Origin of the sequence: Nostoc sp. PA-18-2419 (assembly GCF_005869855.1) — a bacterium.
Taxonomy (GTDB): domain Bacteria; phylum Cyanobacteriota; class Cyanobacteriia; order Cyanobacteriales; family Nostocaceae; genus Nostoc.
Genome location: NZ_SZNH01000018.1, coordinates 54,446 through 71,202 on the forward strand (window position 1 = coordinate 54,446; position 16,757 = coordinate 71,202).

Annotated in this window: 14 protein-coding genes; 5 read left to right on the plus strand and 9 right to left on the minus strand. The window is 41.2% G+C overall.

The window, feature by feature from the left end; translation table 11 throughout:
- Positions 1 to 79 precede the first annotated feature (79 nt).
- Entirely contained in the window at positions 80 to 259 is a 180-nt protein-coding gene (rpsU, locus tag FCR06_RS18915; protein ID WP_008226419.1) for a 30S ribosomal protein S21, read from the plus strand.
- 306 nt (positions 260 to 565) lie between these two features.
- Here rpsU and pth read toward each other — a convergent pair whose 3' ends face one another.
- From pth to psbH, 3 genes are all read right to left on the minus strand, one after another.
- Entirely contained in the window at positions 566 to 1,195 is a 630-nt protein-coding gene (gene pth / locus FCR06_RS18920; protein ID WP_138502404.1) for an aminoacyl-tRNA hydrolase, read from the minus strand.
- Positions 1,196 to 1,450: 255 nt separating this feature from the next.
- Entirely contained in the window at positions 1,451 to 1,723 is a 273-nt protein-coding gene (locus FCR06_RS18925; protein ID WP_138502406.1) for a TatA/E family twin arginine-targeting protein translocase, read from the minus strand.
- A 665-nt stretch (positions 1,724 to 2,388) separates the two neighbouring features.
- Positions 2,389 to 2,592, minus strand: coding sequence for a photosystem II reaction center phosphoprotein PsbH (gene psbH, locus FCR06_RS18930; RefSeq protein ID WP_138502408.1), 204 nt, complete (start codon positions 2,590 to 2,592; stop codon positions 2,389 to 2,391).
- An 85-nt stretch (positions 2,593 to 2,677) separates the two neighbouring features.
- Here psbH and psbN point away from each other — a divergent pair, with 85 nt between their 5' ends.
- On the plus strand, positions 2,678 to 2,809 hold the full coding sequence (gene psbN, locus FCR06_RS18935; protein ID WP_138502410.1) for a photosystem II reaction center protein PsbN: 132 nt from the start codon (positions 2,678 to 2,680) through the stop codon (positions 2,807 to 2,809).
- Between the two features lie 179 nt (positions 2,810 to 2,988).
- On the opposite strand, the gene FCR06_RS18940 is transcribed toward psbN, so the two are convergent.
- Entirely contained in the window at positions 2,989 to 6,198 is a 3,210-nt protein-coding gene (locus tag FCR06_RS18940) for an alpha-mannosidase (RefSeq protein ID WP_138502412.1), read from the minus strand.
- A gap of 100 nt (positions 6,199 to 6,298) precedes the next feature.
- On the opposite strand from FCR06_RS18940, the gene FCR06_RS18945 reads away from it, so the two are divergent.
- A complete protein-coding gene (locus FCR06_RS18945) occupies positions 6,299 to 7,984 on the plus strand; it encodes a hypothetical protein (RefSeq protein ID WP_138502414.1) in 1,686 nt (561 codons plus the stop codon).
- 169 nt (positions 7,985 to 8,153) lie between these two features.
- Positions 8,154 to 8,450, plus strand: a complete 297-nt coding sequence (locus FCR06_RS18950) for a hypothetical protein (RefSeq protein ID WP_138502416.1) — start codon at positions 8,154 to 8,156, stop codon at positions 8,448 to 8,450.
- A gap of 4 nt (positions 8,451 to 8,454) precedes the next feature.
- Here FCR06_RS18950 and FCR06_RS18955 read toward each other — a convergent pair whose 3' ends face one another.
- On the minus strand, positions 8,455 to 9,504 hold the full coding sequence (locus FCR06_RS18955; RefSeq protein ID WP_138502418.1) for a lysophospholipid acyltransferase family protein: 1,050 nt from the start codon (positions 9,502 to 9,504) through the stop codon (positions 8,455 to 8,457).
- Between the two features lie 403 nt (positions 9,505 to 9,907).
- Here FCR06_RS18955 and FCR06_RS18960 point away from each other — a divergent pair, with 403 nt between their 5' ends.
- A complete protein-coding gene (locus FCR06_RS18960) occupies positions 9,908 to 10,804 on the plus strand; it encodes an alpha/beta hydrolase (protein ID WP_138502420.1) in 897 nt (298 codons plus the stop codon).
- A gap of 54 nt (positions 10,805 to 10,858) precedes the next feature.
- Here the strand turns inward: FCR06_RS18960 and FCR06_RS18965 are convergent, their stop codons facing one another.
- From FCR06_RS18965 to FCR06_RS18980, 4 genes are all read right to left on the minus strand, one after another.
- Complete coding sequence (locus FCR06_RS18965) at positions 10,859 to 12,022, minus strand: PepSY-associated TM helix domain-containing protein (protein ID WP_138502421.1); 1,164 nt, start codon at positions 12,020 to 12,022, stop codon at positions 10,859 to 10,861.
- 35 nt (positions 12,023 to 12,057) lie between these two features.
- The gene (locus tag FCR06_RS18970) at positions 12,058 to 14,772 is read right to left on the minus strand and encodes a TonB-dependent siderophore receptor (RefSeq protein WP_138502423.1); all 2,715 of its coding nucleotides are present in this window, start codon (positions 14,770 to 14,772) and stop codon (positions 12,058 to 12,060) included.
- A 190-nt stretch (positions 14,773 to 14,962) separates the two neighbouring features.
- The gene (locus tag FCR06_RS18975; protein WP_138502425.1) at positions 14,963 to 15,973 is read right to left on the minus strand and encodes an AraC family transcriptional regulator; all 1,011 of its coding nucleotides are present in this window, start codon (positions 15,971 to 15,973) and stop codon (positions 14,963 to 14,965) included.
- Positions 15,974 to 16,377: 404 nt separating this feature from the next.
- Positions 16,378 to 16,707 (minus strand): hypothetical protein, encoded by a 330-nt coding sequence (locus FCR06_RS18980; RefSeq protein ID WP_138502427.1) that lies wholly within the window; start codon positions 16,705 to 16,707, stop codon positions 16,378 to 16,380.
- Between the last annotated feature and the right edge of the window lie 50 nt (positions 16,708 to 16,757).

The following is a 16,757-nucleotide window of genomic DNA, read 5'->3' on the forward strand; positions in this document are numbered from 1 at the left end:
ATGGCTTTGTTCGGGGGGTTTTACTAAGGTTGAGGCTACTATTACAATGGAAACTATTGATTATGAGGACAAGGCAAGAATGACCCAGGTTGTTCTAGGAGAGAATGAAGGAATAGACTCAGCTTTACGCCGGTTTAAACGCCAGGTTTCTAAAGCTGGCATATTGGCTGACGTAAAGTATCATCGGCACTTTGAAACACCGTTAGAAAAACGTAAACGTAAGGCAGTGGCAGCTAGACGCAAAAGACGTTTTAAATAAACTTATTTGCTTTAGTAATGACGTTGCTTGGGGTAATAACCTACGATAGGCAACGATGCAATCGCCATTATTCTTACAAAAATTAACCAAGATGTGCCGCACCCGGAGGGTGTAAATGAGTCAGTTTACCTATACACAGAGTGTGTAGGATATTTATTTTGGTTGGATGGAGCAAGCTAAAATCGCTGTCCATCAACCAAAATAAGCGCCCTAGAAGATAGAAAGATGGGTAAGATGAGCCAGATGCGGGAGAATAAATCCCAACTGTTAACTCCTAACTCAGCAGTGGGTACTGGGCACTCAGCACTAATTAATGGTGCGGCTATTACAAAGATTCATCGCCTTTTCTACTCCCTGCTTGAGGCTTAGTTCTACACATTCAACCACAAACTGAAGTACAAGAGACATCAGCTGATTTTCACTAGCGGAAAATCGCCCCAGCACATGGGAGATAGTATCTGAATCATCATTATTAGCTGCATCTTTGGGTTTACCAATACCGATTCGCAACCGGGGAAAATTTTGAGTATTTAAATGTGCGATCGCACTTTTCATTCCATTATGTCCCCCAGCCGAACCAGATAAGCGCAGACGAGTTTTTCCCAAAGGCAAATCCATATCATCATAAATTATCAGTACCGATTCCGGTGGTAATTTATACCAACTTGTCACTGCTTGTATGGCTTGTCCGGAACGATTCATATAAGTCAACGGCTTGAGCAAGCGAATTTTCCCTCCACTTGGCGCCATACCCTCGCCATACTCTCCTTGAAACTTGCGATTTTCCGCTAGAGAAATGCGCCAAGCACTAGAGAGAGCTTCCATAGCAGCAAAGCCGATATTATGGCGTGTTTGGTCGTACTTGCTTTCTGGATTCCCCAACCCAACAATTAGCTGGGGAATCACCAAAGCAGGTTGTGTAACAGCTTGTGTCATTTTGCTACAGTCAATCAATTTTAGATTTTAGATTTGCGATAGCTAGTTCACGCCTAGTCTGTGAGTGTCTTTTGGATTGAAACAGACCACAAGGTATAGATAGCTTAGTGTTTTAGATTGGCGGTAGCGTAACGTCGAAACCAGCGTCTTTTAGATTTCCACGAGACGTTGCTCTCAACTGTAAAATAATCTAAATGGCGTTGCGCTGTCAGCGCACCTTTGGTGCGACCTAAAACCCAAAATTAGTATTTTCTCCTAACCAACTTGGGAAGAACTAGCAGTATCCTGCTGTGATTTAGCAGGCTCAATTTGCTTAGGTTCCAATTCAGCAGTAGTTTTCACCGTTTCTTCTAACTGTTCAGCTTCTTTTTGAAACTCGGTTTGAAACTCCTTAGAAGCTTCTTGAAAACTGCGAATTGTTTTGCCTACACTCCGGCCAATCTCAGGTAACTTCTTCGGCCCAAAGATTAACAGCGCTACTACCATAATTACAGCCATTTCCGGCAGACCGATACCAAATATATTCATTTTTTATCTCCAATAAACTCTAAAACCACTACATAGGCTCACATATTATTATGTAGTCTACTCAATAATCGCCTATTATAGAAAGCGATCGCCCCACCAGCGAGTGATGCCTTATGTCTGTGACCATCAAAGACTTAGAATAATTACAATTGTAGAATCCCGATTTGCGGATGGAGCTAGGAGAGAGAAATATCATGCTCCTTCAAGATTAGCTGCTGATAACTGACATTGAAGACATTTTTTTCAGTAATTATTGCACATGGTCACGATTCTCTGCATACATGACATTTATCAAAGTAATCACTGAGCTAGAATACTGATAGTGATAACTAAATAAGCTTTGTAAATATTTACAGCAGTTTTCATCTATTTAGACCACATACTCATCTTCCTGTGTGCGACTTTGTCTTAGAAAGTTCCGATGCCTTCGGCGGGCTGCACCAACGGATAGCGCAGCGTTAGCGAGTCTGCGAGCGTTGGAAACCTCCGCTCAGACTTTCTGCTGCGCCTGGAGCGTAAAAAAAGCCGTGGTTGATTTACCTGAAAATAGCTGTAACCTCAGGTAGTCTACTCAATAGTTAGTTAGCACTGAGTATTGACAAAAAAACCCGGACTAGCCGGGTAGTGAGTTCACTTGTTATCCAAACTAGATAACTCTGTATTTATTAGCGTCCTAAACTCCGCCAATCAACAAATACATCCTGAATCAAGATTGTTTTATTGTAAAGTTGCAGAATAATCAGCAGAAACACAAAAAACAGCAACATAAAAACAGCCATTACAGGGGTAGTACCCCAACCTGGAGCCACCTTCCCATACTCAGAGTTCAGGGGTTTCAGGATATCTCCCAACCTAGTCCTTTGTGCCATAGTTCACCTAAGATTACTTGCCAAAGCTTTTTTTAATGTTCTGTAATATTCTATAAGAATAGCACTCATAATCAATCTTTAAATTATGGAACCCGCAATAGTTCTTAGCATTTCTTTCTGCGCCGTTTTAATAACCATTACAGTGTATGGAATTTATACTTCCTTTGGTCCTCCTAGCAAGCAGTTGAGCGATCCTTTTGAAGATCATGAAGACTAGGAGAGTCATTTGTCAATAGTCATTTATCATTTGTCAGTGGAAAATCATAACTGACCATAATAAAGTGACTTCTAAATAGAAAAGTATTTCTTGTAAAGTGGTGTCTTGCCGGCCAATAACCAAAGACGGACAAGATGTCCACTCTACAAGATTAGATAATTTGGCAATCCTTTAGTGGCTTACTCAAGCTTGGGATTAATCGCTGGTATCACCTTAAAGCTGGCGATTTTCCAAGGCTGGATTGTCAAGATTTGTTGCTCAGATGAGAATTCAGGAACAGTAGTAGGAGAACGTTCTAACAAATCTACCGTATTTCCTAAACTCATTCCTAAATCGCTTTGCAAACATAACTCCGCTGTTTCTCCGTGACATTCATAACACCGCAGAATTAATTGTTGTGGGTTATCTTCTGCTGGCTTCAAAGCCATCAAAATAAGATTTTGAGATGAGAAATCTAAAAAACTTGCTGAATGTTGAGTGTTGAGTGTTGAGTGTTGAGTGTTGACTGGGTTGAGTATCACTTGTAAGGGTATATTCAATTCATAGCCACGCTGTACTGTATGGGCTGCTTCCCAGCTACCTGCGTGGGGATACAAGGCATACGTAAATTCATGCAAACCTCGGTCAGCCTCTGGGTCTGGCCAATTGGGACTACGTAGCAGTGTCAGGCGTAATTGATTGGCTTCGGCATCGTAACCATATTTACAATCATTTAGTAAACTGATACCGTATAAACCCTCGTTTGTCTCTGCTGTTAAATCAGCCCAACGCAAGGCTGGGACTTCCCATTTTGCTTGTTCGGCGGGGGTTTGCGGTTTAGTTGTCCGGCGAATTGCGCTACAGGGAATTTCGTAAGTAGCAAAGTCTGCTTCAATGTTGAGAGGAAAAGCAGCTTTGACTAATACTTGATTTTCTTGCCAGTTCACTCTAGAAGAAATTTTTAGCACAGGCGAATCGGCTTGGAGAATATAATCTTGGCAGAATTCTGATTCGCCTAACTGACGGACTACGCGCAGACGATTTTCTACCGCACCTTGTTCTACCCACTCAATAGATAGAAGATTTGTTGGGGGTAAGGGATGCTGGGTGTAATTGGGGTCTATATTCCAAGCATCCCAATATTGACCGCTATCTTTAAAAGCTTGCAGTTGATTCCCCGCACCACTCAAAATTTCGCGTTGATAAGTTTTATCAATAACACTTGATAAATCTCCCGTGTCAGAATTGACAATAACTCGGAGGAATTCATTTTCTAAAACCCATTCTGGGGATGAAGGGGATGAGCCAGATGAGAGGGATGAGGGGGAAAGCCAAAAAAGGCGGTAGCCTACAGGCGGGATGTCAGTGGCGAGAAATAGTAGGGTGGATGGTTGAGATAATTGGGAAATAAGCAGTTTGCCAGAAGCGTCATAAATCTGCCATTGTTGGCTAGTTGTTGCTGGTGTAGGTAAAGTGATAGAAACTACCTCACAACGCTGCCAATTGAGAGAATTAAAAATGAAAATAGGTAAACTATTAGGCTTTGGTGGTTGTGGTAGGGTAATGTGAGATGCGATCGCCAGCAATGATTCCTGTAATATTTTCGTTCCCACTGCTTTAATTTGTTGCCATTGGGGCAAGGCATCCTGATAAACTTCGGTAATGGAAGAACCAGGCAAAATATCGTGAAACTGTTGAAATAATAGCTGTTTCCATGCTGCTTCAATTTCCGCTTTGGGATAAGTTACCTCACAGGTGATGTTTGCCAAAGTTGCAAATAGTTCAGCTTCATACAATAAAACTTCACAACGACGATTCTGGCGTTTTTGGTCTGCGTGGGTAGTGTAGCAACCACGATGGAATTCGAGGTATAATTCGTCGTTCCAAGTGGGGAAGGGAAGAGGAGATGAGGGAGAACAACTACTGACTTGTGAATTCTGACTTCCGACTTCTGCCTTGATTTGCTGCAAATACTTTTCGGCGGTGGTAAATTCTAAGTCTGGGAAGAAAGGTGACTTTTGCCAGCGTTGGGCGGTTTCTAACATATCACGGGTGGGGCCGCCGCCGTGGTCGCCGACACCGGGAAGCCAAAGAGAATCTGGTAAATCAGTTTGGCTTTGCCATTCTAGAGCGTATGATGCCATTTTAACTGGGTCGATCGCTTCACCGATGCGTGCAGACATCAAACTAAAGACTTGGCTACCATCAGGCGATCGCCACCAAAAAGCACCATAATCAAATTTAGTAGTATCATTCCAGCACAACTTTTGGGTGACAAAATACTCAATTCCGGCGTTAGCGAAAAACTGCGGTAAAGTTGCACAAAAACCAAAAGAATCTGGAACCCAGACCACAGTCGAAAGTTTGCCAAATGTTGTTTGTACGTATCGCTGACCATACAATAGCTGACGCACAATCGATTCACCAGCAATTAAGTTCAGTTCCGGTTCTACCCACATTCCGCCGACAACTTCCCAACGTCCGGCTGCTACTTGTGCTTGAATTTCGCTAAATAAATCCGGGCGATGTTCTTCAATCCAAGCATAAAGCGCCGGAGTCGAATGACAGAAAATTAACTCTGGAAAATCTGCTTGCAACCTCAAAACCGATGCAAAAGTGTTTTGGGCTGCATTCCAAGTTTCACTCACAGGCCATAACCATGCTAAATCTAGATGAGCATGACCCAGTAAGTAGATTTTAGATTTAAGATCCCCCCAACCTGCCTTCAAAAAGGGGGCTAAGATTTCAGAGTTAATTAAGTTTTGCCTTAATGACTTGACCAATTCCGGCTTGGCATCTGGGCGGTTGGTTACCTGTTTGACCGTCTTTGCCAAAACATCCAACTTGTCTGGTGCAAAGTTTTGCAAATAAAGTTGCAATACAGCCAACTCATCAGCCACAAAACCCGGATCGGGATTATTATCATCATTAGACTCATAGACAAGGAGTGATCGCACTAAAGCACCATCACAATGTCCTGGACTCACTAAGCGCACAGTCACAATAAATTCTTCCCCTGGTGTTACCGCGCGACTCAAAAGCACTCTCGGTGAAGAATCAAATAAATCTCCCTCCAGCACTAACTCCCCATTCAGATAAATTTTGGCACAATCAGCCCACCAAATTAACGCCAGGTGCAAAGATAAACCAGCTAAAGGATAACCCTCTAAATCTTGAGGAACCACCAATTTTTGCATTAGCCATAGTACTTTTTTCCCACCTGTCCAAGCAATATGGTCTTTAGCATTCAACTGCACAGCTTGCCAATCTGAAGCTGCGACATCACTAATTATTTCCTCAGATTCTCTGTATAACCAGCTAGACTGAAGATTAATTTGAGAAAAAGAGCGCAGTTGCTCAATGGCTTGTGAGATTAAATCAGTCTGGGATTGAGAGATAATTTGGCTCATATTTTCGCTAAAATGAGGGCACACAATCATTAACAGTTTGTGATTTTTATTTGGCGGGAGTCTCACAACTAAACAAGACTCAAACTCAAAAATTACTACTATGGCTTCTGGTTCTTCTAGTCATTATCAAAGCAGACTATTTAATTTTGTTCACCAGCAATCTCGGCGGTTGACACATCAGTGGGAAGACACCTTCCGGCATTTGCAAGTTGCTACTAAGTGGGGTGTAGAATTACTACTTTATCCAGTGTATCTACTGTTTCGGTCATCTGAATCCGATTCTAAAACGCTACACACCCAAGAAGCACAATCTAGGCACCAGTTACCATCCTCTGATACTGATTTTGAGCCGGAAACTTATTTAAATGTTGATACTCCCATTGAACATGTATTAGAGACAGTTTATTATCTGTCATCCCCAGAGGTGAAGTCTACAACGGACTACGCCTACGCTACTCCAGAGAAAGCCTCTGAACCTTTCAATCCTTTGAGCTTTTTGAGAGTTTTTTGGCAAAAATCTATCTCGAAGAATTCAAAAAATAATATTAATATTACTCATTCTCCAGCGATTACAGACAATGCTGCTATCGAATCTTCACAGCCAGAAAACGCTCTTAAACAGCATCTTGCAGTCATCCAGGGAATCGCAACAAATTTGCTGAATCGTAATTTAGTACTTGTCACTGTTGAAAATGAAATTCTCGATATTTTGACACAAGATCAGCAGACAAAATTAGAAGAGCGAATTATTAGCGAAGTTAGTGATTACTGGCAGTCTTCTCTGCGAGACGCTACGCGAAGGCGATTGGCTGAAGCTAGAAAACAAAAAGAATTATTATCAAAAATTGACAGTTTATTGGCAAAACTTACTGGAGAAAATCCAGCTAAGACTCCAATCTTAGCTGAGGCAATATCAAATAAATTACCCCAATCCAATAAATTATTAATATTTTTAGATGTAGCTATTGCCCAATTAGAATCAAATGCTTTAGTACCCGCTCAACAACGTAGCAAAGAAATTATCCAAGCTGCCCAAAGTCAGTTAAATATATTTCTTTATAGAAAAGAAGAGTTACCTGCTAAAGGAGAAATTGCAGTCACACCTGATGATTTAGAAACTCATAGACTGAATTTTCAGGCTATAATTGAAGCAGCACTTAATTACTTTTTTGGTGTTGGTAGTAGAAAAACATTTGAGCCAACAACCACCGATGAACAGCCAAATAAAATATTATCTAGTTACCCCACAAAAGCTTTATCTCAAAGCCTTCGGTTGCAAAAACAGGATTTAATAGACGATCCCTGGTTAACATGGAATGATTTGTTTGGTAACACCGATACGGTTGCTGAAAAGTCAGTTACACTTTCTAAAAATACAACTCCTGCTCTAGGTTCAAGTTTATCAGCAAAACTTTCTTGGCCAAAGAATTTAACTTTACAACAGCCGAAAGCAAAATCTAGTTTAGTACAAAGGAAAAAAACAAGTCGTCATCTCGCCTCAGTTTCCAAAACATCTGCAAAAGTCACTGTTGTTGAACAAACTCAAGCAGCCATTTTGCAATCTGATAGTGAAACTCTTAAAGGAGAAATTTTTCAACAGCAATTTTCTCAAAGCACTGAAGTTGAAGCACAGCCAGACTGGATAGAAATCAAAGCAACTGTAACAGGTTATGAGAAGCACCCTCTAGAGAAAATTCTGGAATGGCTTGATTATGTTATGCTTTGGTTAGAAGAATTATTTGTGAAAATTTTTCAGTCATTACAACGAGTGTGGCAAGCTAAATAACAAATCGTGATTCGTAATTAATAAATTCAGATTTTATGAGGGGTTCGAGTTTAAATTTGTAGTTTTCTTTTGAATTGTTGGTATAACCTGGTAGACATTAAACTTTCAAAAAATTGATAATTGAGGTTTTACATTTTGAATTGTTTAGTGTTATTGGTGGCTTACTGAAGTGAAAATTATTGTTTACTGTAAATATTTCAATTTCAAAAATCTACTAGATAAGCCAAAAATTGAAACGTTTGTAGTGGATGTATCTCAAATTCCTCAAGTGGGTGAAACAATTGTAGTTGAGAGAATTTCACCCCAAAAGCAATTTGTAATTATTTTTGAGTACATAGTTACAGCAGTTCAGTTTAATGCTTCTAAAAAATCGGCTGATTCAGCAGATGCTCAAGTAAGCGCATTTTTAAACCACTGTTGGGAAGGAACGTCAAATTTCAAAATTACGAACTTTTTAGAAAAATAATTTTTTAGCACAACATGTGATTGAGGAAATGATGTAACAGTTTGAAGCCTGTTGGTTCCTGATAATTAGTTGGTAATAGAGCAAGCATTGCTTTTTGTAGAGTTTCTAAAGCTACATCTACTTCTTGTCGCTTTGGTCTAGTTGTTGAGGCAAAGTGTAACGGTTCACCCACTTTTACTGTTAACTTTTTTCTCAAATATAGATCATGAGTTCCAATGACTGCAACTGGAATAATCGGTACGCTAGCACGCAAGGCATAAATTATCGTCCCACGCTTCAACGGTAGATGCAACTGAGCCTCAGCCGTTCCCAATCGTCCTTCAGGAAAGATAATCATCCCATTGCCACGAGCCAAAATTGCGAGAATAATCCGGTCTATCTGGCGCAATGTCTGTATATCTTTCCCTGTGGCTACTGTCTGTTCAATTGCTGCGGCTAGGTCAACCAAATCTTCCCTTCCGGCTTTAGCGGCTTTGATGACAGCTACTTCTTCTTTCCACACCCGTTTTAAGGGAATTACACCTCCTGTAAAACCGAGAATGAAGCGCTTCCACCACTTATTATAAAGAGTACGAGCATCACCCAAGATGTAGTAACACGGTTGGGTGGGAAGTTCACCTAACAAAAGTAATGGATCGAGATGGTGGAGATGATTAACTGCTAAGATTGCTGGTTGCAGAGGTATCCTTTCGAGGTGTTCAACGCGGACTCGGAAAAGAGTATGAATAAGCGATCGCATGACAAACCGACGCAGCCAAGAATTAACTCTCGGTTGAGAATCGTGTTGATTAATAGCTTGAAGACGATTGAGAGTTTCTTCAACAATTTGGCGAACAGCGCGATCGCCAGCTGCGGCTACACCCTCTTTCACTCGCTGGATGCTAGCATCACTCAGTAATGGAATTTCTAATTGTCTATTATCTTCCTGCTGATGACTCGATTTTAAGTCAGGTGTTTTTTCACTGGTATGAACTTGGGAAGTTACCCCATCAGCTAGGTCTTCCCGAACACAGTCGCCAGAAGAACTTTCGGATTGCAACCTCTTTGAATTCATAAACAAATCATAGTTCTTGTTCGCCTAGTATAAAACAACCCGCAGTTATAAGGTGGATTGRGAGCGTTGAGTTAGTCCTGTATAATTGTCTCCAGTCTGCAATCCTCAGTACCGAGTTTCTAATAAGCATTCAGGAGATAAAGAGGAACCCACATTTTAAAACCTGGGACTAAGTAAGTGGACACTTTGTATCTCAAGGACTTTCTGCTCGTACCAGTATTCTCTTTTAAACTGAGTTTTATATTTAGAACTAAAGTTTTAATTAATACTTCTTTCCTCCTGCCTCCTGCCCTCTGCCCTCTGCCTACTTTTGTAATTATTGCCAAGATTGGAAGCAATTTTCTATACAATGTACCTTAATAAGCTAGTCAGAAAATGGGAAAAGGCGTAACAAATTAATCTAATGCACCATCAAGAAGGTACATTTAAAGGTGTTGGCAAGCTGGAACTGTATTACCAAAGCTGGTATCCAGAGGGTAAAGTTAGGGGAATATTAGCGATCGTACATGGATTGGGAGCGCATAGCGATCGCTACGATAACGTAATTCAACATTTAATACCCAAGCAATACGCTCTCTACAGTTTTGATTTGCGCGGTCATGGACGTTCGCCTGGTCAGCAAGGCTACATTAATCGTTGGAGTGAGTTTCGCCAAGACTTACAAGCCTTTTTAGAATTAATTAAAACTCAACAGCCACAAATCCCAATTTTTCTTTTAGGTCATAGCTTAGGCTCGGTGATTGTCTTGGATTATGCTCTGCGTTGTCCCCAAGAAGCATCTAGATTACAAGGTGTAATTACCTTAGCACCAGCTTTAGGAAAGGTTGGGGTATCAAAAACCCGGTTACTTATAGGAAAGCAGCTCTCACGGGTATGGCCGCGTTTCACCTTGAATACTGGATTGGATCTTTCTGCTGGTTCCCGGGATGAAAAAATTTTAGCCGCTTATGCCCAAGATTCTTTGCGCCATACTAGAGGCAGTGCCCGTCTAGCTACAGAATTCTTCGCTACCGTTGATTGGGTTAATGCCCATGCTGCTGATTGGCAATTACCATTGTTGATTCTCCACGGAGGAGCAGACCGAGTAACTCTACCTGAGGGAGGGAAAATTTTTTATCAGCAGGTGAGTTGTCCAGATAAACTAAGAATTGAGTATCCAGGTGCTTATCACGAGCTGCAAAGCGACTTGAATTATCAACAGGTAATGACTGATTTAGAAAATTGGTTGGAGCGATATTTGCCAACTCAGACAGCGCAACTCGGAGGAGAAACCGCTAATTTGGAATTTCCTGGTTCTTAGGTTTGAGTACATGACTGGAGTTTAGATTAGTCAGGAGTGCGAAACATCGCTGTTCTACTTTTGAGCGTTTTTGCTTAAGGTTTCTATAAATATCGCTTCTTTGAGTAATTTACTTGTAGATTTTCTACGATACCACCACATTACAAAGCCAGTGATGAACAAGATTAATGGTGCAAGTCCCACAAAGACGTAGAGAATACGCGTAGGTAATCCGCCAAAAGTGCCGTAGTGGAGTGGTTCAAAAGAGTTGAGAACGCGATCGCCCAACGGTGTCTCTAATATGTTATCCACTCGCAACACTTTACCAGTGTACTGGTCCAGATAAACATAGCTTTGCCCATTTTCATCATCATCCTGAGGCAATTTAAAACGAATGCTCAAAGCATCTTGTGGTTTACGAGGAAAATAAATCGTCCCCAGCATCGCATTTGGGAACGTAGCACGAGCAGTTTTTAATTGGTCTATCAGTTCCAATGGGGTTTTACCTGGAATCAGCTTAGAGACTGGTTCCGATGCTGACTTGTTAGTAAATGTCACTGCATAAATTATCGGGTTAGTGAAATCAGAGAAATTCCAGCAGAAACCAGTGAAGCCTGTGAGGGCAATAAATATAGCTGTAACAATACCTGCTACTTTGTGAATATCAAAGTTAACTCGTTTGGGATGAGCATCAAGTTTGATTTTGAAGCCATTAAGTAGTTTTCTCCAACCGGGCCAAAGGACAATGCCTGTAATACTAAGGATACACATCAATAAAGCAGCAATCCCAGCGATCGCATATCCAGTTTTGCCTGCTAACAAACTGTAGTGGAGTTCGTAGACAACGGAGAAAAAGCGCTCGGAAAAAATTTTCTGACTGTTACCAATAATTGCTCCGTTGTAAGGGTTAACGTAGAGTTCAGCCAAATCGGTATCCTGTTTCCTGGGAACAACGACTGCGGGAGCATTTGGCTTGGCAGATATATAAATGCGATCGATTGTGACATCTGGTTGATTTGTATAAGCTGTTTTCACCTGATTGAGGATAACTTCCACAGGTAAGCGTTCGCCATTATGATTAATCGTYCCAATTTGACGATGCAATAAAAATTCGCTAATTTCATCATGAAAAACTAGCAAACTGCCTGTTAAACCGATAATAATTGCAATCAAACCTACAGCTAACCCGATATAACGGTGTAGCCTGAATACAAAGTCTCGGAGTTTTTTGGAGCGCATAAAGAATACTCCTTTGTGTTCAGATTGTAGTGGGCTTAAAACTGCCAGGAAATTGTTCCCTGAACCGTTAGCGGTTCGCCTGGAAAGACTCTGAGAATGTCAGAAGATGATTCGTAGTAATCAACGTTGAAGAGATTTTTGATGCTGATGGCAGCTCGCAAGCGATCGCGTTTGTAGAAAATAGAAGCATCGGTGCGAAAGTAGCTCGGTAACGTAAAACTATTATCTAAATCTCCTTCTCGCTCGCCAACATAAAAGAAACCCAAGCCTAACCCCCATCCTTCTAAACTACCGGATTGAAATTTGTAGGATGTGAACAAGCCAAAGGAATTTTCTGGCGCATTAACCAAGCGGTTGCCTACAGCATAATCTGTGTCCTCGCTGATGCGCGCATCAATGTAGGCATAACCAGCCGCAATGCTCCATCCTGGCAAGATTTCACCACTAACGTCCAACTCAATACCGCGACTGCGTTGTTTCCCAGTTTGAATAGAAAAGTTAGAATTATTGGGATCGGTCGTCAGCACGTTAGAGCGAGTTAAGTCAAACAATGCCAAAGTTGCAGATAGTTTGTTACTTAAATCTCCCTTAATGCCCACTTCATACTGAGTTCCACTTTCTGGATCGAATAAATTGCCATTGGCATCAGTGCCACTGTTGGGGTTAAATGATCGACTGTAGCTAGCATAAAGGGAAATCGGCTGAATGGGTTGATAGACAATTCCCACCCGTGGGCTAAATGCTTCATCAGATTGGCTGGTTTTTGTATCTGTGAGCAAATCCTTCGAGTCCTGATTAGCCCAGTCATACCGTCCGCCTAGTACTAGTTTCAAGTTATCTACTAAAGCAATCTGATCTTGAAGATAAACCCCAACAAACCCGCTTGATTGAGTACTATTACCTCTATCTTCAACAGCACCTCTAGGAGAGCCATACACCGGGTTGAACAGGTCAAGCGGTGCAACTTCGCCAGATATATACTCAAAACCTGTTCGTTTGGTGTTATATACCTCGGTTCCAAATAGAAGTGTATGCTTAATCGACCCAGTTTGAAACTTACCAGTCAAGTCAGTCGCTACAATAAAGCCGTTTACGGTATCATCTGTTTTTGGATTTGGATCGTCGAAGTAAAAGCGGTCCAGAGTTCGGCCATCAGGGTCAAGGCTACTACCAGCAGTAAATCCACCTCCTCCTCTTTTTAAAACTGTGTACCGAAAAACATTTCGTACTGACCAATCTTTACTAAACTGATGCTGTAAGTCATACCCAATTCTGGCAAACGAGTAAGTGTCGAAGTCAGTTGGTTCACCTATAAAGCGATTGATAGGAATCTTACCGTTGGGATTGGGCAGTACTGTACCCACAGCAGGTAAGCCGGCAGAAGTTTGACTGACTGTTTTCGACACATCTCCTTCAATGGTAAGTTTGGTATTCGGGCTAATCTGCCAGCTAACAACCGGATTTACCAACCAACGATTATTACGACTAAAGTCAATGAAGGTATCTGAGTCTTGATAAAAAGCATTTAAGCGATATAGGACAGTGCGGCTATCATTGAGTGGGCCAGAAAAATCTACTGCACCCCGGTAGAGGTCGTAACTTCCAGCGAGAAACTCAAGGTTATAGAAAGGGTCGGGCAATGGCTGTTTGGTGACAATATTCACTGCACCACCTAAAGATCCCTGACCATATAGCACAGAAGCTGGGCCTTTCAAGATTTCAACGCGCTCTATGTTCGTGAGATCGTTTCTAGATATTGAGCCAAAATCGATTTCCCTGACACCATTTCTGAGAACATTCGAGCCACTGTCAAAGCCCCGAATAGAAAAAGAACTTAACCCTCCTTCATAGGAAGGATTGGATGGGATCACACCACTAACTGTTCTAACTGCATCATCCGGGTTGGTTATTACCCTGTCTTCAATCACCTGTCGGGGAATTACCTGAATAGATTGAGGAATATCGCGGATGGGTGTGTCAGTTCTAGTTGCAGATGAAGCATCAGTTGTACCATATCCATCTTGCTCACCTGTTACCACCAATTCAATTGGTTGATCATTTTGTGTTGACGGTTGACTTGGCGGTGTCTGATTCTGCGGCTGACTTGGTTGCGTTTGAGGTTGTTGTGCCGATGATGCAGCAGTTGCCACAGAGAATATAAGACCCTCATCTGGACTATCATACAACTCAACAGTAGGCATCGCTTCACCTATCACCGTCACCCGGATAGTATTAGTATCAAAGTTTGTGACTGTGATTTCTGTAACCCCTTGAATTGGTTTTTCAGAGCGGAATGTGAACGCCTCACCATTAAGTAAACGCAGTTGAGCATTAGGAATATCAGCAATAAAATTATTGCCAGCACTGCGATTTGTGATTTGCAACTCTTGTCCTTTGCTAGTTTGCAAAATCACCTCCATACCCTTGGAGGTAGGATTTGCTTTAACTCCTGTCACTTGCACTAATTCAGGAGTTGGCACTGTTTGTGATGTTGGTGACTGTACGAGTAACGTTTGGGCGCTGCTGATAAAATGCTTTATCTGCTTGAATTGCTGAATCTTTTTAATCGGTTCAATAATCTGTTTTTTGCTAGTCAGTTGAGTTGAGTCTGCACTAGCCTTAGTGGTTGCTGTAATAGGATCGGCTCTTGTACTTTGCGCCCAAACAGGTTGAGCAACAAGTGGCATGAAGACACTCGTGATGCATCCACTGACAATAAAGCATAATAAACTAGGCCGCTGAACCTTCATAGCTCCTCACAACAAAAAAGCCAACACCCTCCGCCAGCAAGTCATTTAGAGAACTTTCTCTTTGACTCACAAAGTTGTTGAAATTAATTGGCAATTAATTAAGTTATACGGAGCATACAGGATTTCAATGACTATTTCCGCTCACAGAAGACTGCTTGCAACTCAAAGAAGACCAAATGTTTGATAAATTTCAAATAGCAGGCTTTTCTCCTAAACGACAGGCGCTAGGACTAATGCTATACTTGCGTTTGAAAGCCACAGCAAAATGCCCAGTATTGGCGTAGCCCACTATATTTGCCACTGTCGCTACGCTCAGCTTACCTTCACAGAGCAACTGCCGCGCTTTCTCCATACGATAATCGTGTAGGTAGCCAAATACAGTTGTGCCAAAAATCTCACGAAAGCCTCTTTTAAGCTTGTTGTGATTAATTCCGGCTTGCTTTGCCAAGTCTAGTAAAGACGGTGGATTATCCAGATGCCGCAGTAAAATTTCTTTAGCATTATAAATGCGGTCAATATCAGTAGACTTGAGGGTTGTGACCAAATTTAAACCCTGTTCGCGTTTGACGGTTTGCTCTAAGTACAAAACTAATAATTCTAAGGCTTTGCTTTCCAGATACCGCTGCTTAATCCATCCTCGATAAGGGCAAGTTAGAATTTGCTTAATTGCTAGCTGCATTGCTGGAGTAGTTGTTCCCAGCAGATTAAAATCCTCCTGCTTGTTTCCCTCAATCAAATTTTTTAACTGCAATGGTAGAGAGTCAAGCTGATTGCTGCCGTATGATTTGAGGAAAGAAGGCTCCATGCAAATCTGGACTCTGAAAATTCGTTGGTTGGCAGGCCACTCTTCTGTCTCCATGGCAGAGCCAAATCCGAAACAATTCTGTCCGCTAATTTCGTGAAAGTAGTCGTTTGTATTGTGAATTACCACTCCAGCATCGCCGGAAATAAAGAATGTTAAAACTGATGCCGTCCATCCTTCTTCATAATCATCGCAACGAATAAATTCTCGGCATTCAAATTCCCGAACTCGAAGCCAAAACCCATCCTGAAGCCAAATTAATCGCCTGTATCCTGTTCCTAACTGTTTAGGGTAATCAAAGATATCGTCGAAGTCGTCTGATTGGTATAAACGATGGGTATTCTGCCAGCTCTGCTCCCATAGTTGATCATAATCTGAGGCTGAAAGGGTAATTGTCATTGTTGCAGTTGATTAAATTTTTCTCAAATTTATTGAAAAATCATCTCATTTTTTTACAACTAGTTGATAACAGAAATTAAATATTTTTAAGGAAAAGTAAATTTAAAACTCTTCATTGTTGAGTTGACATTGTGTGTAAGTCTTCGCTATTAACAAAGCTTGTTTTCGTTATTGACTTTTTATTGTTAGTCTTGAAGGATTAGTTTCTGAAGATGTTCACTGGCTGAATATAACCGCCTTCAACAATATGTTCCTCGATAAAAGCTTTCATCAACTCAGGTAAGGAAATCTTAAGGTTGGTCATATCTTGAGAGTTTGGGTGAACCAATTTTATTTACTATGTTACCGAGGCGATGTCTACGACGGGCTACGCCTACGCATTTAGTTTGATGTAAACAGTAGAATCAGTTATTTAGATTATCTGAAAAATATGTTGCTGAGGATTGAGAGTTTTTTATAGCTAAGATAGGTTCTCCCTTTACTCCTCCACGGGTAAGAGTACAAATTTTATAAAGGTTTTCACACTCAAAGATTGCCAGAACTAGCTCTTTTCCTGTTTGATAAGAAGATGGTAAAGGTTTACCTACCTCGCATTTCATCTCAGTCTCATTGTCACACCACTGTAATTTCCAAATCCGTTTTTCAGTTATTGGTGCTTGGACAGACTGAGCCAGAGCATTGTAGACCTGTTCCGCTTTCACTTCATCCTTAGCTGCCGGGACAAAAAACTTCATAAGCTTCGGTTACAAGTAATATATTGTATTAAGTAAATTGGCGTAAATAA